Here is a 22,627-nt window from a genome sequence, read left to right on the forward strand (position 1 = left end):
TCGTGGTCACCATGAGGCTGCGTCGACGTACGGCCGGGTCCAGACGGTGACGTGCAGCATCACGGACTTGGTGAACGCCGCGTGCATGCGGTCGACCTGCTCGGGCGAGGCACCCTTGGCGGCCAGGTACTCGCGCGCCGTGGCGATCACGACGGCGGTGAAGCCGAGCAGGTACCGCATCGGGATGTGGTCGAGCGAGTCGGCGTGGTCGGTGAGGTTCTTCTTGGCCCGGGTGTGACGCAGCCCGATCTCGTGCTGGTAGTTCAGCCAGTCCTGGTCCAGGGGACGGGTGCAGGCGTCGATGATGAACCGGGCGAAACGGGGTTTGCTGGCGGCGCCGTACTCCGGGTTGGGCGTGCCATCGGGATGACCGGAGAAGGGCCGCATGAACGGCAGGTCGCCCAGCCGCGCCCGGTACGCGTCGACCATGTCGTCGGCCTGGTCGGCGAGGATCACGGCCGCCTCGCGCAGCGCCTCCTCATCCTCGGGCGTCAGCCCCACGACGGCCTTCAGCCGCTCCAGCTCCTGGAGGGTCAGTGGCGAGGTGGCGGCCGCCGCGGTGCCGTAGGTGTAGCCGAGGATCCGCTCGGGGTGCTCGACCACCGACTCGGATGTCGGCGTGTGATCACTCATCCTGCTCCTCCCTGGTGAAGCCATACCCGCACGCTAAGCGCGGGACGATTCCACGACGGTCGAAGCATCACCTCGGCGAGCGGGTTCGACGGCGCGACGGCGTGCGGCGGAGTGGGATGGATCGCAGCCGGCCGACGAGAGACCATCCCGCGTCGCGCATGGTGAGCCGGCGAGCGGTTCGTTCAAGACCGCGGGAACGCCGGGGCGGGAGTCTGCCGGCATGACCGAGCAGACCTTCACTCCCGCGCTGGGACGATTCGCTCCCACCCGGCTCTACGATCCCGTCGTCGCGCTGACCCGCGAGCGGCTGTGGCGGGCGCTGGCCGTCATGCATGTCGCGCCGCGGCCGGACGAACTGATCGTCGACGTGGGATGCGGCACCGGGTCGACGGCGCTGCTGCTGAACCGCACCGAACCGCGGGCACGGGTCGTGGCGATGGACCCGGACCGGAACGTGCTGGCGATCGCCCGGCGCAAGGCCGAGGCCGCCGGCGCGACCGTACGGTGGGAGACCGGCATGGGCGACGCGCTGCCGGAGGTCGTGGGCGTCGGCGCCGTGGACACGGCGGTGTCCAGCCTGGTCCTCCACCAGTGCCCGATGAGGACGAAGCGTGCCATCCTCGCCTCGGTGCACGCGGTGCTGCGGCCGGGCGGCAAAGTGGTCATCGCCGATTACGGGCTGCAGCGCACCCGGCTGATGCGCCTGGGGTTCCGGATGGTGCAGTTCGCCGACGGCTTCGAGGACACCCGGCCGAACGCCGAGGGCGTGGTGCCGGAGCTGATGGCCGAGGCCGGTTTCGGCGACGTACGGGAGGCCGAGGTCGTCTCAACGCTCACCGGTTCGATCTCGGTCTATGTCGCGTTCCGCGAGTGACGGGCGCAGCATCGGCAGCACGACCGCCGGGGTCAGGCCGATCATCTCGCGGGTCCATCGCGTCAGATGTGCCTGGTCGGCGAAGCCGCTGACGGCGGCCGCCTCCGCCGGCGTCCGTCCCGCCCGCAGCGCCTCCACCGCCCGGCGCAGCCGGGTCCAGACGCGCCAGCGGGCCAGCGGCATGCCCAGCCGGCAGCGTGCCAGGGCGCGCAGTCGTTGCGGGGACAGGCCGACCTGCGCGGCCAGGTCCGGCATCGAGACCGGCCCGTCGGCCAGCGCGTCCATCGCCGCGAGCAGCCGGGGATCGAGCTCCCCGGACCACCGTACGCCGGCGAGCCGGACGTCGCGCTCGTCGAGGCGGCGCAGTTCGGGAGCCGCGCTGATCCCGCCGCCGGAGCGCTCGCGCAACCGGTCGGCGAACGCGCACTGCGGTTCGACGAAGAAGACGCGCAGCTCCGTCGTCGCCGCCATCCGATGCCGCACCATCGGAGGTACGACGAGCGCCGTGGCGTGGTGGCGGACCCCGGCGGCGTCCACCATGGCGGCCTCGCCGCCGATGGCGACGGCGATCTGGAAGGCGGCGTGACGATGGAAGGCGCTGTCCAACGACGGCCCCTCGTAGAGCGCATAGCCGTGGCCGACGGAGAAACGCGACGTCATTCCCTCATGATCGGCCGCGACCGCCGCACCCGGCCACCCGACGGCGCAGGGCGGTCTGCCGCTGGGACACCTCGGCGGCCAGAGCTCAGGTCGTCGCCGCCGGGGCGTAGGTCAGGTGGATGACGCCGTTCTCGAAGCTCTCCTGGCCGGTGAGGCTCAACGAGGTGCGCCGAGTGCCGTGGGGGAAGAGCTCGGCCCCCGACCCGAGTATGACCGGGTAGACCATCAGGTGCAGCTCGTCGACCAGGCCGTCGGCCAGGAGCGCGCGCACCAGGGTGCCGCTGCCGCTGATGTAGATACCGCCCGCGACCTCGTCCTTCAGCCTGCGGACGGCCTGTGGATCGTACGGGCCGAGCACGGTGGAGTTCTGCCAGTCTTCGGCCGAGGTCAGGGTGGACGACACGACGTACTTGGGGGTGTCGTTGAAGAACGGGGCGCCCGGGTCCTCCGCGGCGGTACGGGTCGACCAGGCCGGGGCGAACATCTGGTACGTCGTGCGGCCGAGCAGGATGGCGGAGCTGGACTCGGTCAACCGGCCGACCGCCTGCCCCATCGCCTCGGTGAAGCCGTAATCCGCGGTCCAGCGTGGATCCTCGAACACGCCGTCCAGGCTGACGAACTCGTGCACGCCGATCGTGCCCATGATGGTCTCCCTCTCCGAACGGTGACGCGCAGCTTGAACCGGGGACGGCAGAGGCTTCCGCTGTCCCGAGGACCGTGATCGGTCCCGGTGACCTGACGAGACCGCGACCGTCGACCGTACGGATGACATCACGGCCGGCCGACATTTCCCGGCACCCAGGGAACCGGTTCACGCCCGGTCTGTGGAGCGGCGGGTGGGTTCGTAGGGCTGGCGTTCGCCGTTGTCGCCGGCGGCCCAGCTGGCCAGGAGACGGAGTTTGTCGTCGGATTCGCTGCCGGGTTCGGCGCCATAGGCCACCAGGGTGAGGTTGTCGGCGGTCAGGTCGAGGGACTCGTAGGTGAGGCACAGGTCGCCGACGACCGGGTGCTGGAAGGGTTTGCTGCCCTGGTGGTACTGACGGACGTCATGGCGGGCCCAGCGGGTGCGGAAGTCGTCGCTGCGGGTGGACAGTTCGCCGATGAGGTCGGTGAGGTCCTTGTCGTAGGGGTCGCGGCCGGCCTGGGCGTGCAGGAGGGCGACGGTGTCGTCGGCGGCCCGTTCCCAGTCGCCCCAGAACCGATGGGAGCGCTCGTCGAGGAAGATGAACCGGGCGTGGTTGGGAGTGTCGCCGCGGGCCGCGTCGACCATGGGGGCGTACAGGGCGCGGCCGAGCGCGTTGGTGGCCAGGACGTCGCCGCGGCCGTTCATGACGAACGCCGGTGCTTCGGTCATGGAGTCCAGGAGTCGTTGCACGCTGGGCCGTACGGTGCGAGGGGCGGGGCGGTGCCGGCGGCGCGGGCCGGTGCCGGCGGTGCGCGCCAGGTCGCGCAGGTGAATGCCTTCTTCGTCGTTCAGTCTCAGCGCGCGAGCCAGGGCGCCCAGGACGCTGTCAGAGACGCCGGCCAGGTCACCGCGTTCCAGGCGGGAGTAGTACTCGACGCTGATTCCAGCGAGCTGGGCGACCTCGGCGCGGCGCAGCCCGGGCACCCGGCGGGTGCCGTAGGAGGGCAGCCCGGCCTGCTGCGGGCTGATCTTGGCCCGGCGGGAGGTCAGGAATTCACGGATCTCGCTGCGGTGGTCCACCCTTTCGAGGCTAGGCGGCTTCTCCTCGGGTAGGGGTGCCCTGCCAGTACACCTTTCATCAGTGCCTTTCTGCCGCGCCGACCAGCGCTTTCGATGGATAGTGCCGTCCCTTGACCGGTTGCGAGCACCGTGCCGGGAACCGAGGGGCCCGCCAGGCAGCGACGGCTTCGAGGCGGCCCTGTCGGCTGACGGTACGGCCGGCCATCGGCGGATCAACGGCTTGAGAGACCAACAGGACGAAGGATCATCATGCGCGCTACCTTCCTGCACGCTCCGGGAGACGTTCGGGTGGAGGAGATCGACGACCCGAAGATCCTTGAGCCGACCGATGCGATCATCCGGCTGGCCGCGGCCTGTGTGTGCGGCTCGGACCTGTGGCCCTACCGCGGCGTCGAGTCCGTCGACGAGCCCATGCCGATGGGGCATGAGTACGTCGGCGTGGTCGAGGAGGTCGGCGCCGAGGTCACGACCATCAAGCCGGGCCAGTTCGTCGTGGGTTCGTTCGTGGCCTCCGACGGCACCTGCGAGATCTGCCGCTCGGGCTATCCGTCCTCCTGCGCCCACCGCGTGTTCATGTCCCAGGTCGGCACCCAGTCCGAGCGCGCCCGGATCCCCTGGGCCGACGGCACCCTGGTCGCCACCGCCGGCACCCCCGAACCCGACCTGATCCCGAGCCTGCTGGCGGCCTCGGATGTGCTGGGCACCGGCTGGTTCGGCGCGGTGGCCGCCGATGCCGGGCCCGGCAAGACGGTCGCGGTCGTCGGCGACGGCGCCGTCGGCCTGCTGGCGGTGCTGGCCGCCAAGCAGCTCGGCGCCGAGCGGATCATCGCCATGAGCCGCCACGAGACGCGCCAGAAGCTGGCCCGTGAGTTCGGCGCCACCGACATCGTCACCGAACGCGGCGACGAGGGCGTCGCGCGGATCAAGGAACTGACCGGCGGGCTGGGCGCGCACTCGGTCGTCGAGGCGGTCGGCACCCAGGAATCGATGCACCAGGCCATCGGCTCCACCCGCGCGGGGGGCCACGTCGGCTTCGTCGGCGTCAGCCACGACGTCGGCCTCAGCGGGGAGGACCTCTTCTTCGCCCAGGTCAACCTGCTCGGCGGGCCGGCCCCGGTGCGCCGGTTCCTGCCCGAACTGATCGACCTGATCTGGCAGCGGAAGATCGACCCCGGCAAGGTCTTCGACCTCGCCCTCCCGCTGGACCAGGCGGCCGAGGCCTACAAGGCGATGGACGAGCGCCGCGCCATCAAGGCCCTCCTGCGCGTGTGACCCGCGACGGTGAAAGCCGGTTCTGGCCTGGTCGGGAGCCTGCCGTGTGCATCCGATTAATCGTTTGCCGCGCGGCCGGCCGGACGTTACGTTCTGCCGAGTCGCCCGCGTCTCGGCGGGCGCGTCGTTTCGGAGGTGTACGGCATATGCGCACGAGCTTTCCTCAGGGGACCTCGCGTTCTGCCCTGTTCCACACCCCCACGACGGAGACAGCGTGTCCATCCGTATCACCCCGCTGACCGACCCCGCCCACACCTACTCCAGCCGGCGTCTTGCCTGGTTGGCCGCTCATCCGGACGGGACTCCGGCCGGGTCGGCGTTTCTGCGCCTGTTCACCTGGCCGGGCGAGACCCACCGGGCCGACCTCGAACTCACCGTCCACCCCGCCGAGCGGCGACGCGGCGTCGGCACCCTCCTGCTCGCAGCCGCCGTCGGGGCGGCCCGCTACGACGGCCGGCGCAACGTTTTCGCTCTGGTCGAGGCCGGTTCACCCGGCGAACCGTTCCTGCGCGCTCGCGACTTCCGTCGGGTGCTCACCTTGATGTACGCCCGGTTGGCCCTGGCGCAGGTCGATCCTGAAGGGCTCGCCCGGATCGTCGCCCGGCCCCACCCCGGCTACCGGCTGGCCTCGTGGGACGGCGTCGTACCGGACGAGCTCGCCGTGACCTTCGCCGCGTCCCGCCGGGCGATGGACGACATGCCGATGGAAGACGCCGACTACGGCACTCAGACCTGGGACGTGGACCGCGTCCGGGCCGCCGCTCGTGCCGTCGGCGACCGCGGCGATCTCCTGCACACCGTCGTCGCCATCGACGAGTCGAACGGCTCGATCGCGGGCTTCACCGAGCTGGTCGTACGAGGCGACGGGAAGGGCGACGCCCAGCACTACGGCACCGGTGTCCTCCCCGAACATCGCGGCCACGGCCTCGGCCTGTGGATGAAGGCCGAGTCGATCCGGCAGGCCGGGGAGCGCCACCCGGCGCTGGACGGCCTGCTGACCGACACCGCCGATGGCAACCGCTCCATGCGCGCCATCAACGATGGTCTCGGTTACGAACCGACCCACCGGGAGTACGGCTACCAACTCGACATCTGACCCGGACAAGGGCCACGCGAGCGTCATGATCACCAAGGGTGTCCACGCCTGTTGGCGGACGACGAGCGCGCGGCGGCGAGATTGGTGAGCCGGGCTCTGTTCAGGTAAAAGTACGCCGCTGGGGTGCAGAGCACGCTTCCCCAGCGGCCCCGCGACGGTCGCCTGTACGGGCTGTACGCCGTCGGGTTCTGCTGACGTTGACCGGTGCCCGGCGGAGTCAGTCCGCCCTTGGGACCGGTGCTTCGGTCACGAAGATCGTGGCGGATCGGCGGGTCTGCACTGCCTGCATCTGGTCGACTCCCTCGAACTCGTTGCAGAGCAGGAACAGGTGGCGGCCGTCGGGACCACCGAGGGCGGCGGCGAAGCACGGCAGTTCGGTCTCGACACGATGGGTGACCTCGCCACCGTCGAGCACCCGGACACACGCGCCTGCCGGAGCGCTCGGATCACCTGTGTGTGCGGCCGTGTCGGCGGTCTGCGTCCAGATCGCCGACACGGCGTCCACGCAGATGCCGTCCGGGCCCAGCCCCTCGGCCCACACTCTGCGGTCGGTGAGCGCACCGTCGTCCTGGATGTCGAACGCGCTGAGCCGGCCGGCGAACGACTCGGCAACGACCAGAGTGGAGCCGTCCGGCGTCACCACCATGCCGTTGGGGAACTCGATGTCACCGGCCACTTGGCGGTAGGTCCCGTCGGACGCGACGAGGTTGATCCAGCCCGGCTCCGGCGTACCACCACCGATGAAGTCGAAGTCGAACCCGTTGACATACATGTGGCCGTACGGATCGATCACGATCTCGTTGCCGCCCCGCTCGCAGTGCGTCACCAGCGCACCGCCCGGCTCCTGACGGGTGACGGCCGGACCGGTCATCACCAGGCGTCCGTCAGGCAGCCAGTCGATCGCCCAGCCCATCCTGGGCGGGCCCTCGGCCATCACCTCGGCATTGCCGTCCATATCGACGGCGACGACCTCACCCACACCCCAATGGGCGAACCACAGCCGGCCCTCGTGCCACCGGGCGGACTCCACCATGGCCAGGCCGGTCAGCAGCGTACGAGGCGGGGGCAGATACTCGACCATGCATCCTCTGTCCTTCCATGCCGGCGGGCCGAATCGGCGGCCCTTCACCGTCTACACGAACAGACGACCATCGAATCGACATCCACCAGCCCAGACATATCCAGTAACCCAGTAACCCGAACGCCACGAGGCAGGACGGTCGTTGGCACGAGTCGAACGCGCTGCACGACGGTCACTCCGGCGTGCCGGGTGCTTGAAGCATGCATTCGTCGGCGAACGCACAGAGTTGCTTCATGTAGCCCTTGAAGCGTTCCCGGACCTGCTGGTCGGTTACGGGCTGTTGCCAGGAGCGGCCCAGAATGCCCGCCGCGCGATCGGTTCCGAGTTGTCCATCCAGATACAGGAGCGCGCCGGTCACGAAGTGCTGTTCGTAGAACGGCTCTGGTGTGGACAGCCTGCGCTCAAGACCCCTGGCCAGAAGCTCGGCGTCGAGGTCTTGTCCGAAGCGCGCGAGGGCGAAGGCGTAGCCGGCGCCGGCCTTCATCAGCGCACCGTCGTGCAGCAAGGAACCGATGCGGTCGCGGAACTGTGTTCGGTGATCGAGGCCGATCAGCCACGCCGCGGTGAGACGAGAACGCCACTCGCTGGTGAGCAGACAGTCGAGCTCATCGTCGGTGATCTGGCGTGCGTCTTCGGCCAACGACTGCATCAGCAAAGATCGTCTCGGCTCACCGTCCCGTAGCGCGTTGACCCCCATGATCTTGAGGTAGCGCAGGCGAAGCGGGCCTACCTGGCTCCGAGAGACGTATCTGCGCTCCAGCGCTCGCAACTCCGACTCACTCTGCACAGGAAGGTGCATAACCGCAGTGTGACCGTCTCAGCAGGGCCACGGCCAGCCCATTTCGCGTCCGTCGTGGAGTCGGAGCAGGGCTACCGTCGTCGGGGCGCGATCGCGGTGACCTCATCGCTGGGCCGGGTCGCCGCAGAACTCGTCGGCGATGAGCGCGTTGATCTCTTTTTCGGCGGCTGGGCTCAGCGTGAGGCTGCGGTTGACCGAGATCGTGATCTGGCGTGCGCTCTGCGGGCTGGTGAAGCTGTAGGTGCCGTACCCGGGCACGCCTCCGACGTGGCCCCAGATCTGCTGGCCGCACATCTCGGTGTGCCCGAGGCCCAGCCCGTAATCGAAGCCGGGGAAGGCGGGTTCGTACTGCTGCATCTGGCGCAGCAGGGTGGACGGCAGCAGTCGCCCGTCGAGCAACGCCGAGTAGAAGAGGTTCAGGTCGTGGGTGGTCGACACGATGTCGCCGCTCGCCCACGCGACGGACATGTTGTAGGTGGTGAGATCCGTCAACCGGGTCGGCGAATGCACGGCCTCGTACCCGCGTGCCGACGGCTGCCGCAGCCGCGGGTCGTGTCCGGCGACGTAGGTGTGCCGCAGTCCGGCCGGGTCCAGCACGCGTCGGGACAGCTCGTGTGCGTAGCTGTCGCCGGTGACCTTCTCCACGAGCATGCCGAGCATGACGTAGTCGGTATTGGAGTACAGGAACTGTCTGCCGGGGATGAACTGCAGCGGCTTCTGCGTGGCGATGCGCACGAGATCGGCCGGGGCGTAGTCCCGGTATCGCGACCGGGCCACGAGCTTCGGATTCGCCCACAGGACGTTCGCGTAGTCGTACAGACCGCTTCGGTGCTGCAGCAACTGACGGACGGTGATCGTATCGGAGTAGGGCAGCACGCCCGGCAGGTAACGGTCGATCGGGGCGTCGAGCTCGATCCGCCCTTCCGCGACGAGGCTGAGCACCAAGGTCGCGGTGAACGACTTGGTGACGCTGCCGATACGGAACTCGCCGGAGGGCCGCGGCGGTTCGCTGGTGCGGAGATCTCCTACACCGGCCACGACGGATCGGGTGCCACGCTCATCGCGGGTCTCGATGTCGGCCCCCGGTACGCCGGCCGCGACGACCCTGCCGGCCTGTTGTGCCAACGTCGACCGCGACGGCGGCGGGACCGATGATGCGACGGGTGCCGCGGCGGTCGCTGCGATGGGCAGCGCCAGGCATACGAGTGCGGATCCGGCGAGGACGGCGGCCGCGTGCTTCAGCATTCTCATGATGGCGACGTTAATGACGCGTCACCGCAGGCACAGTGGGGTCAACGCGCTCACTGAGGTAGACCTGGCTACACCGATCGAATGCCTGAGAACCCGACCGCGACGCCAGGCGACACGTGGTCCGTACGCCGGCTTGGTCGTGGTCTGACCTTCCACCTGCGGACATCCGTCCTGACGTCCACCTGCGGTGATCAGGACGGATGTCATGAGCCTCGCTCGTATCAGGATGCCCGGGCGTCCGCGGCGGGCTTGAGCACCTCCCTGCACCAGGTGCGGAAGTCTGTTGAAGTGGGCTCGGCGGTCGCCCAGTCCGCGTCGTAGATGCCCTGGTCCTGTGCGGCGAACGCCTCGGTCAGGTCCTTGACCGTCTGGTCGCCGGCGCCTCCGGAGCGGAGCAGCGACGCGTAGTCGTCCATGCTCATGCGACGGTAGGTGACCGGACGCCCGAGTTCCTGGCTGATCACCTCGGCCATCCCGTCAGGGGTCAGTCGGTCGGGGCCGAACACGGGGAGGTTCTCCTGCCCGGTCCAGGACAGATCGGTGAGCAGGTCGGCGGCGGTGCCGGCGATGTCCCGTGTCGCGATCGTCGCCAGCGGCAGGTCACCCGCACAGGTCAGGTAGAACGCGCCCTGCCCGCAGATCGCGTCGAGTTGCCGGAGGAGGTTCTCCATGTAGAAGGGCATGGACAGCGCCCGATACGCCGCACCGGACCTGCCGAGTTCGGCGTCCATCGCGAAGGCCGCCGAGAGGACGCCGGCCGGCGTCGGCCAGCCGTGCCCGGCGCTGGACACCCCGACGACGTGGCCGACATCGTGGCGGGCGATGGCAGCGGCGCCCGCCCGGGCGAAACTGAGGTAGTGCTCCTCGGCGCTCGGCGCCTGCGGGTTCGGCGGGACGAGCCAGAACAGCGCTTCGGCCCCGGGCAGTGCCTTGTCGAGCACGGCCGGATCGTCGTGGGAGCCATCGATGGTCTCGACCCGCTCGCGGACCGTGTCGTCCAGACGCGAGGCGTCACGGACGATGACCCGGACCTCCTTGTCCTGGTCGAGCAACTGACGGACCAGCCGGCTGCCGATCTGCCCTGTCGGTGTGGTGATGACGAACATCGGATCCTCCATAACCTGAACCTGAACTCCGGTTCCGAATATAGCCGCCTTTCGCATGCCGTCAACTAGAGTGGAGCGACCATGACCGCTCCCGAACGCCCGCTGCGGGCCGACGCCCGGCGCAACCGCGAGGCCGTCCTCGACGCCGCCGGCGAGCTGTTCGCCCAGCGAGGCGACGCCGTGCAGATGGACGAGATCGCCGAGCGCGCCGGCTTGGGCGTCGGCACCCTCTACCGGCACTTCGCCGACAAGCAAGCGCTACTCGCAGCGATCATCGGCCGCCGATTCGAGGCGATGACCACCCTCGCCCGCGCCGCCGACGAGGCCGATGATCCCTGGGCGGCCTTCGAGACGCTGCTGTACGGCTATCTGGAGTCCGCACAGGCCGACGCCGCGTTCCGCTTCGCGCTCCTCGGCCCGGAAGAGCCGAGCTGGAACGACATCGCCGCCGAGAAGACGGATTTCTCGGCGATCACCGAACGCATCGTGCAGCGCGCCGTCGACGCCGGCCGCCTCCGTGAAGACTTTCGCGCCGATGACTTCGTCCTCATCACCCGTGGCGCCATGGCGAACATGACCGGCGCCGGCGGCTGGCGTAGACACGTCACGCTTCTGCTCGAGGGCATCCGCGGCCCCGAACGCTAAAGGCCCGTTCCCAAGCCGGTCAACAACCCCGCTACCTCAAGTCCGGCACTGCCGTCTTGCATGTCGTGCCGCCTTCATTCGCGGGGAGACCCGGATACGACAACGTGACGTGTACCACATTGCCGGGATGTCACGCCGCTTCGGGCTCTTACGTCTCGTGAGGTGTGACAGTTCATCTGGCAAGGTTCAAGCGGACAGCAGTACTCGGACTGGCCGCAGCGGCCGCGCTCATCGGCCCCGCGGCAGTCTGCGCTCCGGCGGACGCAGGGTCAACGCCGGAAGCCATATGCGGCAGCGGCTACCACGAAATCGACCACCACAACCTGAACAACGTCGTCACCTTCTACCTGATGTACAACGGCAGCACCGACTGCCAGGTCGCCTGGAAGACCGCCAACGTGGGCACCCCCACCGAGGTGGCCACGATCATCGAGTGACAAAGCGACCACTATCACGTTGCTGACGACGGCAAGTACTCTTACTACGCCGGTCCGGTGAAGATCTACGCCCCGGGAACGTGCATCGACTGGGGTGGCAGTGCCGGAAGCTACGGGTACTGGGAATCCGGCTGGTCACACTGCGGCTGATCACTCAGGGGCGAACACCGGCTCGGACCGCCCTCACGGTCAGAGGCAGCCGGTGACTACATCGCGGGTCAACCGTTGGGACGGCGCCACAGGAATCGCGGTAGTTGGCCACTCACCATGTCGAGCCCGTACGCGTCTCCAGCCGGCAGGAGTTGGCATCCTCGCGTACGCTCGCCTAGCCCTCTACGGCAACGCCGAGCACGACGATGATCGTTATGAGCAGACCCAGGATGAGTCCGATCGCTTGGGGCGTCAGGCGGTACCGCAACCGCTTCGGCGGCTGGAACCGTGCGGCCTGGTCCGTGTTCAACTCCCACCAGTTGATGACCCGCTGCACATCCACGTGGAAATCGGGGTCGGGGTACCGGGTGCTGTGCTGGAGCGCAGGCAGTGAGCGACGCCGCCCGTCCGCGAGGGTGATACGAGCCGTGAGCGCCGTCCCATATTGGCTCTTGGTCTCGCGTACGTCGATCCACCGGATCTCCCGCCAGGGGTAGGTACGACCACGCCCGAGGCCCCAGTAGATGGTTATTCCGGCCGCCCCGACCGTGGTCCAGCTTCGAAGCGCCATGGACATGCCGAGACCGACGAGCGCGGCCGTCCCGCCCAGCAGCCAGCAGGAGCCCACGACGCCGAGTCGAAAGAAGGCAAACGCTCCTTCGATGGCCAACCCGAGGCCCAGCGCCGCAAAATGCGGCCAGGATGGGTGATACCGATCTTTCCCCCGAAAGCTCAGCTCGTTCACGGAGCGCACGCTACATCTCCGGCCCCCGGAAGGATCAGCCGCCCTCGCCGGCCGTCATCCGGCTTCGCTCCTGCTCACAGACGCAAGCCAGGTAATTCGAGGACAAGCCGGCGTACGTCGCCGCCACGCCGGCCCGCAAGGACGCCCGCGACATCCTCGCCGGCATCCCGTGCTGAAGCAGGTGCCGGGCATCCGGAGGGCGCGGAGGCGTTGGTCGTTGTCGTCACAGCTGTCGTCAGGGCCATGGCAGCAGGTGAAGGCGGGCGTAAAGTGCACCGACCAGATCAACTACTCGGGTGACTCCAGGTCCAACGCGGAAATCAACAGCATTGGCGAACGGACAGGCTACTGCCCTCCAGTCCGGTAACCCTGACAAGGAACAACCGGCCTGGCGCCTCTCATTCGAGTGGCGCTCTAGGTTGTCCCGTCCGACCCTGGGTGGGCGGTGAGTCAGCGGCGAATGGAGCGAGTTGCTCCAGCGGATCTGCAACACTTCGATGGTCAGCTACGGCAGGCGCGACAAGCCCAACTGACCGAGCATGCTGCCGCAACCTCCACGAGCCGGACTCTTCTCGGGTCCTGACCAGGTGGCTCCCACAGCCAAAGGCAAAGGCCCGTTCCTCGATCGGAACGGGCCTTCGACCTGGTGCGCAGCCGGAGACCCCCAACCTTCTGATCCGTAGCCGACGGTGGCGCGTGGCGGATGCGCCGCGACCGTGGGGGACGACGTCCGGTGGCTGGGATCGTGTGCTGGTGGTTGTCGTCGCTGTCGTCACCGCTGTCGTCAGGCGGCCCCAGCGGCGTGGCAACGCGGTTCAAAGATCCGTGGACGTCTGCGTCTGCGCAGGTGAGCAGGCGTATCTCGAAACGCCGGCGGACCTTGGCGTACGTCAACGACGGTTATTTGATCTCGGCCACAAATGAGACCAGTTCTGGGACCACCCACGTCCGGCAGAGACCGCCTGGGGCGTACTCATTCCCTTTTAGATGGCCGCGGGCCCGTCCGGGAGTCTGCAGCACCGCTGTTCATTGCTCGCGCCCCTTGTGGGTCTTCGTGGCTTTGCCGGACGGGGTCGTGCAGGGTGCCTCACCGGTCGCGCCGCAGCGCGGGCACGCGGCGGGCGCCGTGGCCGATTTCGTGGCCGGTTCCGTAGCCGGCTCGGTGGCCGACTCCGTGACCGGCTCGGTGACCGGTTCCGTAGCCGGCTCGGCGGCCGACTCCGTGACCGGCTCGGTGACCGGCTCGGTGACCGACTCCGTAGCCGGCTCGGTGACCGACTCCGTGACCGGCTCGGTGACCGGTTCCGTAGCCGGCTCGGTGACCGACTCCGTGACCGGCTCGGTGACCGATTCCGTGACCGACTCCGTAGCCGGCTCGGTGGCCGACTCCGTGACCGACTCCGTGGCCGACTCCGTGGCCGACTCCGCGGCCGGTTCGGGCGCCGGCGCCTCGTGGTCCGTGGACACCGCGGGCTTCTTGTCATCGCGGTTCTGCTTGTGCCCTGCGCGGTCGCGCTGTGCCGGGGCGGGGTCGGCCGCTCCGCCGAGCGGGTCGCTGGTCGAGCGGGGGTCGCGTCCCTTTTTCTCTCGGATGTACGTCTTGACGCGGTCGATGATCTTCACGGTCGGGGGCTCCTTAGCGTCGGGTACCGGGCCGCGCGGGCAGGCTGGACACGGTCTCTCGGATCGCGTCGGTGCGTTCGGCGTCGACCTGGTCGCGCTCCTCGAAGGTCATCAGATCGTAGGGCAGTCCGCAGCTGTACTCACCCATGAGGACCTGTCACAGACTTCCGCTGGCCTGCTGCGGGGTGGCTGAACCACCCAGCTCGGTTCACGGCTGTCCAGGGCCGAGTTAGCGAACCCGTTAGCAAAAAGGCCCCTTGCGTGATCGCAAGAGGCCTTTAAGCTGGGCGCAGCCGGAGGGATTCGAACCCCCAACCTTCTGATCCGTAGTCAGATGCTCTATCCGTTGAGCTACGGCTGCTGGCTTGCAAGAGTGTACGGGACTTGACCTCGGCGCGCGAATCGAATCCCGGGGGGCCAGGTTGACGGCGGCCTGGCCGGGGCGTAGGCGCCGGAGGCCGCCGTCGCTCGATCCCGCGGTGTCCGCGCCGTGAGCCGGGTCCGGCGGGAGTCAGGAGCCGCAGTTGCCGCGGACCGGCTGCTGCGTTCCGGTGTCGACGTCCACGTCGGGGATGTAGCCGCCGTCGATCTTGTCCCAGAGGGTGCTCTGGTGGCCGGTGGGTCCCGCGACCATGCCGCCCTCGACGGTGCAGTGGATCCGGACTCTCGTTCCCCGGACCAGTCGGGCGGTCACGGGGGTGGTGAGCCACTGTCCCTCGTGGACCAGGGCCACGGTGTACCCCGCCGGCACCATGATCGTCCCGATGGCGGGTGACGGGGTGTCGGCCACCGGAGACGAGACGGGAGACGTCGGCGATGACGCCGGAGACGACTCCGGTGACGACGGGGACGACGGGGACGAGGCGGACAGCGGAGACGACGGTTCGGAGACGAGCACGGGCGCCGGCACTTGGGCGGGTGCGGAGCCGGATCCCGAACCCGAGACGAAGGTCGCGACCAGGCCGATGACCGCGGCGATGACGGATGCGATGCCGCCGGTGAGCCAGTACGACAGGTAGGGATGCCTTCTGTGGTCGCGAGGCGGCGGCGGTTCGGTTCGCATGTTCCCCGTGGACTGCACCATACGACATTCCTCTTTTCGGAAACCCACCCGAGAGAGATCGTTTGATCTCACCCCCATTGATGTCGAGGGTAGGTTCGCGGCAGAAAGCAGGGCTATCCCAGATTTATGGGATGGCTGACTACAATGCGACCGTGGCAAAAGGGCGCTCGGATCGAGCATTAGCTGATTCGGTCCGGCGATTTCAGTTGAAGCTTCGGTCCGATATCGGGGCCGTCGAAATCATCGATCACGCCGTCGGGGCGCTGGCGGAGGTCATGCCCGCGGACGTGTGGTGCGGGGTGCTGCTCGATCCGTCGACGATGCTGGACACCGGCGGCGAGCACACCCATGGTTTCCCGCCGGAGTACATGGGTCGTCTCTTCCAGATCGAGCACGTCGAGCAGGACGACGTCGACAACGTTCGCGCGCTCGCCCAGCGGGCCGCCCGGGTCAGCGTGCTGAGCGAGTCGACCCACCATGATCTGGGGACCAGCAAGTACTACCGGGAGATCCTCGAACCGCTGGGGCTCGCGGACGAGCTACGGGTGATGCTCCGGGACGGCGATCGGGTCTGGGGGCTGCTGGTCCTGTGCCGTGGTGCGGGCAGCCGGCCGTTCGACGCGGGTGACGTGGCGCTGGCGGAGGCTCTCAGTCGGCCGGCCTCGGACGCGCTGCGGCGTTCGCTGCTCCTGTCGGGCCTCGACCGGGGTGACCTGCCCGACGCTCCCGGGCTGATCATGCTCGATGCCGATCTGCGGATCCGGTCGCTCTCGGACACCGCCCGGCACTGGGTCGGCCGGCTCCAGGAGAGCGGGTCGGTCGACGACGGCGAATGCCCCTACGCCGTGCAGGCGCTGGCCACACGCGCCCGTACGGCGACGCCCGGCACGCCGGTGCGCTCCCGTGCCCCCATCGGCTCGGGCCGCTGGCTCACGTTGCACGCCTGGACGGTCGACCAGGGCGGCGAGCCCGCGACCGCCATTTCCATCGCGCCCGCGGAGGCGAGGGATCTCACGGCCATCGTTCTCGACGTCTACGGATTGTCCACCCGGGAACGTCAGATAACCCAGCATGTGCTCCGGGGCAGTTCGACCAATGAGATCGCGCGGCGCCTGCACCTTTCTCCGTACACGGTGCAGGATCATCTGAAGTCGGTCTTCGACAAGGCCGGTGTGCGCAGCCGCCGGGAGCTCACCGCGAATCTGTTCTTCCGCCATTACTTCCCGCAGCTCGCGGATCCGCCGCTGTCGACGGACGGCAGGCTCATCAATGGCGTGGACCACTGACGGAATTCAGCCGGCGGCCGGCCTTGGCGACAGCGGGTACGGCACTCGGCCGTCCGTTCCGGTGCGCGCCGTCAGTTCTCGTACTCGTCCTGTAGCTCGCGTTCGAGCTCCTGTTCCGCAGGCTTGGGCAGGTACGTACGGGCCTGGAGGTCCTCGCTCGGCGAGTGGCAGCCGGCGACGGGCGCGGAGTGGTACTTCGTCATCTGGGCGCGGACGCCGTCGAAGCCGGCGCGGTACGCGTTGTACAGCGCCGGGCTGTCGATCCGCAGGAGCGTCTCGTCGTTCTCGCGGAGCGCGCTGTAGCTGAAGTTGTGGCTGCCGGCCAGGATGATCTTCTTGTCCTTCTGCCCGTAGTACACGCCCTCGATCAGAAGGTACTTGTCGTGGGTGAAGGCGCCCTGGGTCTTCTGCCTGCCGTTCGGGTCGAGGACGGGCCGGCCCTTGTCGTCGCGGACCGGGTAGGTGAACTTGGAGCAGCGCAGCACCGGGCCGTGGTACTTCCCGGCCTTCGCGGTGAGGATGTTCTCGGCGGTCCGGCTCATCGCCGAGTAGATCAGCTCGACGTAACAGCCCTTGGCGTCCAGGTCGAAGAGCTTGTGCGCCACGTCCGCGCGGTTCAGCTCGAACATGTTGACCCGGACGATCGTCCGGTGGTCCGAGGTGCCGACCTTCTTGTTGCCGGTGCACTTGACGTTCTTGAGGATCTGGTACACGTCGTCGGTGGCCGCCTCCCACGGGGTGGCGCCCCGGCGGGGATAGAAGAAGGTCTTGACGGCGCCGGCGTTGTACGTCCGGTAGTAGTTCGCGTTCTTGCGCATCGCCGCGAGGTCGTTGAAGTAGCGCTGGTAGGCGCCGTACAGCGCGGCATTGCCGGGGAAGGTGACGGCCTCGTTGAAGTTGGTGAGGCGGGTGTTCGGGCTGATGTTGCCCGAGCCTTGCACCACGACGTTCTTCGTGCCGAGGGTGTCGGAGAACAGGTAGAACTTGTTGTGGTTCTTCGGGGAGCCCTTGGTGCCGATGCAGGCGCCGTCGGGGCTGCAAACGCGCAGGAACGACCGTGCGGTGATCTTCGTCCCGAGCGCCTTCTCCAGCTTCACGATGCCGGCGTTGCGGACGCGGACCTGGCCGGGCTGCAGCGGGGTGTCCCGGGGCGGCTCCCAGGTGTTGCGTTCGTCGACGACGACCTTGACGCCGACGTTCCGCGCGCGGTGCGCGTTGATCAGGGCGTCGACGAGGGCGCCGTCCCGCAGGAAGTAGATCGCCAGTTGGACGGTCGAGCCGCGGGCCGCCCCGTTGACCAACTGGATCAGCCGGTTCTCGACGGCGTCCTGCTGGGCGCGGGTCCCGGACGGGGTGCTGAAGACGACGCCGGTCGGGACGGCGGTCGCGCGGGACGACGGCGTCGCCGCGGCGGCGGCTCCGCCCGTGCCGACGGCTCCGCCCGTGCCGGTCAGTACGCCGAATGCCGCCAGGACGGCCCCGACCCGTCGGAGTGATCTCCTCATCGAACCCCCTGTCGTACGGTGCCGCCGCGTACGGGGCGCGCTCGTCGATCAGCCGCCACGCAGAGGGATTGTGGCATGTGACACGGTTTTCCCGAAATGTGAGGAAGGTTCGGTCCGCCGTACCGCACAATGGATCGAGGCCACGGCTTTTGCGGTAATTCGGGTGATCTTGTGACCTATCCTTGACACTGGTGTAAACAGAGCCGCGCCGTCCGATACCTGGAGCACGTGCATGGCAAGGTGGTCCGCGTTCGCCCCCACCGCCGACAGACGCCTGGTCAAGGCGCTGCACGAGGGGGACGAAGAGGCCCTGGCGACGCTGTACGACGTTTACGCCGAGCGGCTGTACGACTACTGTGCGGCGCTCCTCGGTGACCTCAAGGCCGCCGAGGACGTCGTGCACGACACCTTCATCGACGCGTCGCGCCGCGCCCCGCGGCTGCGGGAACGCGAGAGGCTCCGCGCCTGGCTGTACGCCGCGGCGCGGCGGCGCTGCCTCCTCCGCAAGCGGCCCGCCGCCATGGCGGACGACGAGGCGTTCGCCCGGCTGGACTTCTTCTACCGGGAGATCCTTTTCCTCGTTCACCGGCACGATCTGACCGGCGAGGACCTGGCCGCGGCCCTCGGGGTCACGACGCTACGGGCCCAGCGGCGGCTGCACCGGGCCGACCAACTGTCGCCCGACGCCGAGACGATCGTGGCGGAGGTCCCGGTGCCCGAACCGCCTCCGGCGCTCCGCCATCGGGTGCTGCACGCCGGGACCGACCCGGAACTCGCCGGGTACCGGACGGAGATCGCCGCGCGCGGCGGCGCCCTGACCGCCGAGGGGATGCCCCGGCAGCCCGACGCGCCGTCCCGGCTGGCGCGGCGCTGGGCGTTCGCCAGCGGTGGATCGGTGGCGGCGCTGGCGACCGCCGTCGCCGTGATGATGTTCATCGGCCCGAACGTGCCGGTTCCGGACCTGCAGTGGCCCGGCGGGGGTAAGCCGCACTCGAAGACGCCGACCTCCCGGACGGCGTCTCCCTCCGATGGGCCGATCCTGACCCGGCCCCCGGTCTCCTCGCCGTCCCGTGGCCAGGCGCCGCCCAACACCGGTCCGCAGCTCATCCCGTCGACCCGTCCGACGAAACCGGCACCGCCTCCGAAGTCACCGAAGCCGCCCAAGGGCGTCCTCGAGGTGGCGCCCCTCGCGGTTCACATCCAGTCCTCGAGCAAGACCGGCGAGGTCGACCTCACCGCCAAGGACGGCAGCGTCGACTGGACCGCGGCCAGCGCCGATCCGAGCATCGTCCTGTCCAACGCGAGCGGCGCGATCGCGGCCGGCGAGCACGCCACGCTCCAGGTCATCCTGGACCGGAAGGGCATCGTCCTGCCCGGTCAGACCACGGTGACGGTGACCGACGGCGGAGGCCGTTCCACCGCGGTCACCGTCTCCTGGGACTTCTCGCTTCTCTGATCACGGAGGTGCCGTGCCGCCGTCGTCAGCCCCGGCCGCCCGGCAGGGCGACGAGGTTCGCGCCGTGGACCGCGCCGCCGGCCTCGCCGACCGCCCGCAGCACCGGCTGGACGATCTCCACCTCGGCCGCGCGCCGCTGCACGAAGCCGTGGTAGAGCACGCCCTTGGCGTTCACCCGGACCGGCTCGAAGTCGCACGGGTCGAGGCAGCAGAAGCCGGTACGGACGACGTCCTGGAACAGCGTCTGCGACACGATCAGTGCGACGTCCCGGTGCTGCTGGTCGGCGAGCAGGCGGCGCAGCGGCTTCGCGTTGAGCAGCCGGCTGACGACGATGGGGGCGTCACCCGCCGGGCCGAACGGCCCCGGGGTGAGAGTGCCGTGGTGCAGCGCGACGCGCAGCCGCAGCCGCCCGCCGCCGCCGCGCTCCCGGTTGAACTCGCCGAGGATGGCCTCGAGCCGGCGGGTGAAGTCACCGACGACGAGGGAGACGTCGACGTCTTCGGGAAGCACCGCGAGCTCGCCGTCGCCGCTGACCTGTTCGTACCAGAGGCTGCGGTCGAGGCCGACGTCCCGCGCGGCCAGGCTGAGGATGTTGCGCAGATCGGTCTGCGCCCGAAGCTGGCCGCGCGCGTCGCGCGTGCTGTATTTCTCGACATCGATCGCCAGGACAAGGCGGTAGGTAAGGCGAACGTCAGCATAAACGTCCTTGAGCGGCATGGACACCTCCAAAGCAAACTGGGCTACGCGCCCCCATTCGCTCCACTTGCGGAGAGAGTGTGCCTCTCGGAGGATGACCAGCGCCTCTCTTTTTCGGTACCTTCCCCACGTCCTTCCGGTGACCGCTGAATCCAGCGAACCTTAGACGCGAGAACGGCGACGAAAGATCCTGCGGGTAAGACAACCCTTACCTCAGAGGTAGTGGATCTGTCGGATCACGCAGGCCGCCTGAGCCGTTCGACCAGTTCAGCGAGTCGTAACCGGCGACGGGGAGGGGCCAGGGGCCTCGGCGGGAGAGACCCATGGCGGTCGGTGCGGCGAACGGCGTTACGCATAAGTCCAGTTTTCGCGGTCTTTAGGGCGATTATTCGTGACTCTACCGTTCGGCACCGACACTCCCGCGCCGGCGGACTTCTCGCCCGCCGCCGCATCGCGCTCCGGGCGCCATTCCGCCGGCCCCGCGATTCCGGTTCGAAACGTCGAGCCCGTCGAAGAGCCCCGGAGACCGGCGGGACGGCGGCCGGCCCCCTCAGACCGATGGCGGCCCGGACGTCGGGTGGCCGGGGATCTCCACCGTCCGGCGAGGACCGCCCTGGACCACACACCCCGCTGCGGGCGCGCGTACGACCGCGTCACGATTCATCTGACTACTTGAAGTGACATTAGGGTAACTAGTTGTCGTGACCGACATAACGGAGGAGGGACGCCGCGACGGCCGGCTCCTCGTCATCGGCGGCGCGGAGAACCGCACCTGCGGCACCGGGCCGTTGAAGGAGTTCGTCTCCCTCGCCGGGGCGGATGAATCCCGCATCGTGGTAGTCACCACGGCGACCGAGAAACCCGAACAGGTCGCGGCCGAGTACGCCGAGGTGTTCCATCGGCTCGGCGTCTCATCCGTCACCGAACTCCGGCTGCCGCACCGGGCCGTCGCCGACAGCCAGGCGTCGCTCGACGTACTGCGCGGGGCCACGGGGGTGCTGTTCAGCGGCGGCGACCAGTCCCGGATCCGCAGCCTCGTGGGTTCGAAGGCCAACGCCCTGCTGCGGCAGCGCCTCACGGCCGACGGGCTCGTCATCGCCGGGACCAGCGCGGGCGCCACCGCGATGGGCCGCTGGATGATCCTCGGCGGGGACGGTCACGAGGTCGCCGCCTCCACGGTCCGGATCGGACCCGGCCTCGGCCTGCTCGACGACGTGCTCATCGACATGCACTTCGCCGAACGGGGCCGGCTGCCCCGGCTCCTCAGCGGAATCGCGCTCGACACCCTGCGACTGGGCGTCGGCATCGACGAGGACACCGCGATCATGGTCCGCAAGGGCCGCTTCGAGGTGATCGGCAGCGGGGTCGTGACCGTCGTGGACGCCGACCAGGCCACCGTCGGGTACGCCGAGTGCGACGACGATCCGATGGCCCTCTTCGACGTCCGTCTCCATCTCCTTCCGGCCGGCTGCTGGTTCGACATGGAACAGCGCAAACCGTGGTTCGGCCCCGTACCCGCAGCAGAGGAGTGACCATGCACCTCGAGCATCTGCGCCGGCTGAACGGTCCCAACGTCTACATCGCGCAGCCGGTGGTGATCGCCCGGCTCGATTTAGGAGAGCTGACCGGCCGGGAGACGACGGACTTCCCCGGCTTCGCCGAACGGCTGGTGTCCGCGCTCCCCGGTCTGGCCGAGCACCACTGCTCCGCCGGCCGGCCCGGCGGGCTGCTGGCCGCGATGGCCCGCGGCACGTACTTCGGGCACGTCACCGAGCACGTCACGCTGGAGCTGTCCGCGCTGATAGGCCGGGACGTCTGCTTCGGCCGTACGGTGTGGGCCGGGACGCCGGGAGGCTATGACCTCATCCTCGAACGCCCGGCGGACGAACCCGCGGAGACGCCGCTCGTCGGCGACCTCATCGACCTCGCCATCCGTACGGTGACCGGCCTGCTGAAGGATGGGGACATCGCGTTCGACGCCGAGCTCGCCGCCCTGGCCGCGACGCACGAGCGGACGAGCCTGGGCGTCAGCACCGCCGCCCTCGCCGCGGCGGCCCGGCGGCGCGGCATCCCCGTACGCCGGGTCGACGACCTGAACCTGCTGCAGCTCGGGTACGGGCGGCACCGGCGCACGGTCTGGGCGGCGATGACGGACCGGACCTCGGCGATCGGTGTCGAGGCCGCCGGCGACAAGATGCTCACCAAGCGGCTCCTGGAGAGCGCCGGGCTGCCGGTGCCGGAGGGCACCGTCGTGACGACCGTCGAGGAGGCGATCGCCGCGTACAAGGAGATCGGCGCGCCCGTCGTGGTCAAGCCGCTCGCCGGCCACCAGGGGGAGAACGTCTGGATCGAGCTGACGGACCCCGACGAGGTCGCCGCCGCCTTCCACGCGGCCTCCGCCGACGGAGGCGAGGCGCTCGTCGAGACCTACGTTCCCGGCCGGGACCACCGGGTGGGGGGGGGGGGGGTGTAGGGGCCGCGGCGCCCGGGGCCCCGCGGCCCGCCCCCCCCCCGCCACTTCGAGCCCGTCGAGCTCGGGCAGG

Annotated in this window: 23 protein-coding genes and 1 tRNA gene; 9 read left to right on the forward strand and 15 right to left on the reverse strand. The window is 69.1% G+C overall.

Translation table 11 applies throughout. The features are described 5' to 3' along the window. Nucleotides 1-6 precede the first annotated feature (6 nt). On the reverse strand, nucleotides 7-633 hold the full coding sequence (locus tag AB0L00_RS20200; protein WP_364436103.1) for a protoglobin domain-containing protein: 627 nt from the start codon (nucleotides 631-633) through the stop codon (nucleotides 7-9). Nucleotides 634-853: 220 nt separating this feature from the next. Here AB0L00_RS20200 and AB0L00_RS20205 point away from each other — a divergent pair, with 220 nt between their 5' ends. Next, complete coding sequence (locus AB0L00_RS20205; RefSeq protein WP_364436105.1) at nucleotides 854-1,507, forward strand: class I SAM-dependent methyltransferase; 654 nt, start codon at nucleotides 854-856, stop codon at nucleotides 1,505-1,507. On the opposite strand, the gene AB0L00_RS20210 is transcribed toward AB0L00_RS20205, so the two are convergent. The 3 genes from AB0L00_RS20210 to AB0L00_RS20220 all read right to left on the reverse strand — a co-directional run bounded on the left by AB0L00_RS20210 (nucleotide 1,460) and on the right by AB0L00_RS20220 (nucleotide 3,872). Continuing rightward, nucleotides 1,460-2,167, reverse strand: coding sequence for an AraC family transcriptional regulator (locus AB0L00_RS20210; RefSeq protein WP_364436107.1), 708 nt, complete (start codon nucleotides 2,165-2,167; stop codon nucleotides 1,460-1,462). The genes AB0L00_RS20205 and AB0L00_RS20210 overlap by 48 nt on opposite strands. An 85-nt stretch (nucleotides 2,168-2,252) precedes the next feature. Continuing rightward, entirely contained in the window at nucleotides 2,253-2,810 is a 558-nt protein-coding gene (locus AB0L00_RS20215) for a dihydrofolate reductase family protein (protein WP_364436110.1), read from the reverse strand. Between the two features lie 168 nt (nucleotides 2,811-2,978). After that, complete coding sequence (locus AB0L00_RS20220) at nucleotides 2,979-3,872, reverse strand: helix-turn-helix domain-containing protein (protein ID WP_364436112.1); 894 nt, start codon at nucleotides 3,870-3,872, stop codon at nucleotides 2,979-2,981. 249 nt (nucleotides 3,873-4,121) lie between these two features. On the opposite strand from AB0L00_RS20220, the gene AB0L00_RS20225 reads away from it, so the two are divergent. Beyond that, complete coding sequence (locus tag AB0L00_RS20225) at nucleotides 4,122-5,144, forward strand: zinc-dependent alcohol dehydrogenase family protein (protein WP_364436114.1); 1,023 nt, start codon at nucleotides 4,122-4,124, stop codon at nucleotides 5,142-5,144. A gap of 214 nt (nucleotides 5,145-5,358) precedes the next feature. Then, entirely contained in the window at nucleotides 5,359-6,240 is an 882-nt protein-coding gene (locus tag AB0L00_RS20230; protein WP_364436116.1) for a GNAT family N-acetyltransferase, read from the forward strand. A 217-nt stretch (nucleotides 6,241-6,457) separates the two neighbouring features. On the opposite strand, the gene AB0L00_RS20235 is transcribed toward AB0L00_RS20230, so the two are convergent. The 4 genes from AB0L00_RS20235 to AB0L00_RS20250 all read right to left on the reverse strand — a co-directional run bounded on the left by AB0L00_RS20235 (nucleotide 6,458) and on the right by AB0L00_RS20250 (nucleotide 10,477). Next, entirely contained in the window at nucleotides 6,458-7,321 is an 864-nt protein-coding gene (locus AB0L00_RS20235) for an SMP-30/gluconolactonase/LRE family protein (protein WP_364436119.1), read from the reverse strand. 172 nt (nucleotides 7,322-7,493) lie between these two features. After that, nucleotides 7,494-8,120, reverse strand: a complete 627-nt coding sequence (locus AB0L00_RS20240; RefSeq protein WP_364436121.1) for a DUF6000 family protein — start codon at nucleotides 8,118-8,120, stop codon at nucleotides 7,494-7,496. A gap of 102 nt (nucleotides 8,121-8,222) precedes the next feature. Beyond that, a complete protein-coding gene (locus AB0L00_RS20245; protein WP_364436124.1) occupies nucleotides 8,223-9,371 on the reverse strand; it encodes a serine hydrolase domain-containing protein in 1,149 nt (382 codons plus the stop codon). A gap of 221 nt (nucleotides 9,372-9,592) precedes the next feature. Continuing rightward, on the reverse strand, nucleotides 9,593-10,477 hold the full coding sequence (locus AB0L00_RS20250) for an NAD(P)H-binding protein (RefSeq protein ID WP_364436127.1): 885 nt from the start codon (nucleotides 10,475-10,477) through the stop codon (nucleotides 9,593-9,595). A gap of 81 nt (nucleotides 10,478-10,558) precedes the next feature. Here AB0L00_RS20250 and AB0L00_RS20255 point away from each other — a divergent pair, with 81 nt between their 5' ends. Both AB0L00_RS20255 and AB0L00_RS20260 read left to right on the forward strand, forming a co-directional pair. Further along, nucleotides 10,559-11,122, forward strand: coding sequence for a helix-turn-helix domain-containing protein (locus AB0L00_RS20255; RefSeq protein WP_364436129.1), 564 nt, complete (start codon nucleotides 10,559-10,561; stop codon nucleotides 11,120-11,122). Nucleotides 11,123-11,286: 164 nt separating this feature from the next. Further along, nucleotides 11,287-11,559, forward strand: a complete 273-nt coding sequence (locus AB0L00_RS20260) for a hypothetical protein (protein ID WP_364436132.1) — start codon at nucleotides 11,287-11,289, stop codon at nucleotides 11,557-11,559. Between the two features lie 325 nt (nucleotides 11,560-11,884). On the opposite strand, the gene AB0L00_RS20265 is transcribed toward AB0L00_RS20260, so the two are convergent. The 5 genes from AB0L00_RS20265 to AB0L00_RS20285 all read right to left on the reverse strand — a co-directional run bounded on the left by AB0L00_RS20265 (nucleotide 11,885) and on the right by AB0L00_RS20285 (nucleotide 15,161). After that, nucleotides 11,885-12,454, reverse strand: a complete 570-nt coding sequence (locus AB0L00_RS20265; protein ID WP_364436135.1) for a PH domain-containing protein — start codon at nucleotides 12,452-12,454, stop codon at nucleotides 11,885-11,887. Between the two features lie 1,026 nt (nucleotides 12,455-13,480). Further along, entirely contained in the window at nucleotides 13,481-14,077 is a 597-nt protein-coding gene (locus tag AB0L00_RS20270; protein ID WP_364436138.1) for a hypothetical protein, read from the reverse strand. A gap of 13 nt (nucleotides 14,078-14,090) precedes the next feature. After that, nucleotides 14,091-14,225 (reverse strand): hypothetical protein, encoded by a 135-nt coding sequence (locus AB0L00_RS20275; RefSeq protein ID WP_364436140.1) that lies wholly within the window; start codon nucleotides 14,223-14,225, stop codon nucleotides 14,091-14,093. Between the two features lie 140 nt (nucleotides 14,226-14,365). Next, a tRNA-Arg gene (locus tag AB0L00_RS20280) sits at nucleotides 14,366-14,438 on the reverse strand. Nucleotides 14,439-14,588: 150 nt separating this feature from the next. Then, the gene (locus tag AB0L00_RS20285; protein WP_364436142.1) at nucleotides 14,589-15,161 is read right to left on the reverse strand and encodes a hypothetical protein; all 573 of its coding nucleotides are present in this window, start codon (nucleotides 15,159-15,161) and stop codon (nucleotides 14,589-14,591) included. Nucleotides 15,162-15,271: 110 nt separating this feature from the next. Here AB0L00_RS20285 and AB0L00_RS20290 point away from each other — a divergent pair, with 110 nt between their 5' ends. Continuing rightward, nucleotides 15,272-16,426, forward strand: coding sequence for a LuxR C-terminal-related transcriptional regulator (locus AB0L00_RS20290; protein WP_345366686.1), 1,155 nt, complete (start codon nucleotides 15,272-15,274; stop codon nucleotides 16,424-16,426). A gap of 71 nt (nucleotides 16,427-16,497) precedes the next feature. Here the strand turns inward: AB0L00_RS20290 and AB0L00_RS20295 are convergent, their stop codons facing one another. Next, the gene (locus tag AB0L00_RS20295) at nucleotides 16,498-17,931 is read right to left on the reverse strand and encodes a phospholipase D-like domain-containing protein (RefSeq protein WP_364436145.1); all 1,434 of its coding nucleotides are present in this window, start codon (nucleotides 17,929-17,931) and stop codon (nucleotides 16,498-16,500) included. A 232-nt stretch (nucleotides 17,932-18,163) separates the two neighbouring features. Between AB0L00_RS20295 and AB0L00_RS20300 the strand changes: the two genes are divergently transcribed. Beyond that, nucleotides 18,164-19,387, forward strand: a complete 1,224-nt coding sequence (locus AB0L00_RS20300) for a sigma factor (RefSeq protein ID WP_364436148.1) — start codon at nucleotides 18,164-18,166, stop codon at nucleotides 19,385-19,387. Between the two features lie 25 nt (nucleotides 19,388-19,412). Here AB0L00_RS20300 and AB0L00_RS20305 read toward each other — a convergent pair whose 3' ends face one another. After that, the gene (locus AB0L00_RS20305; protein ID WP_364436151.1) at nucleotides 19,413-20,105 is read right to left on the reverse strand and encodes a hypothetical protein; all 693 of its coding nucleotides are present in this window, start codon (nucleotides 20,103-20,105) and stop codon (nucleotides 19,413-19,415) included. A 680-nt stretch (nucleotides 20,106-20,785) separates the two neighbouring features. Between AB0L00_RS20305 and AB0L00_RS20310 the strand changes: the two genes are divergently transcribed. Further along, entirely contained in the window at nucleotides 20,786-21,616 is an 831-nt protein-coding gene (locus AB0L00_RS20310; RefSeq protein WP_364436154.1) for a cyanophycinase, read from the forward strand. Nucleotides 21,617-21,618: 2 nt separating this feature from the next. Further along, entirely contained in the window at nucleotides 21,619-22,557 is a 939-nt protein-coding gene (locus tag AB0L00_RS20315; RefSeq protein ID WP_364436157.1) for an acetate--CoA ligase family protein, read from the forward strand. Nucleotides 22,558-22,627: the final 70 nt, after the last annotated feature.

It is taken from the genome of Actinoallomurus sp. NPDC052308 (genome assembly GCF_040679195.1).
Classification (GTDB): domain Bacteria; phylum Actinomycetota; class Actinomycetes; order Streptosporangiales; family Streptosporangiaceae; genus Actinoallomurus; species Actinoallomurus liliacearum.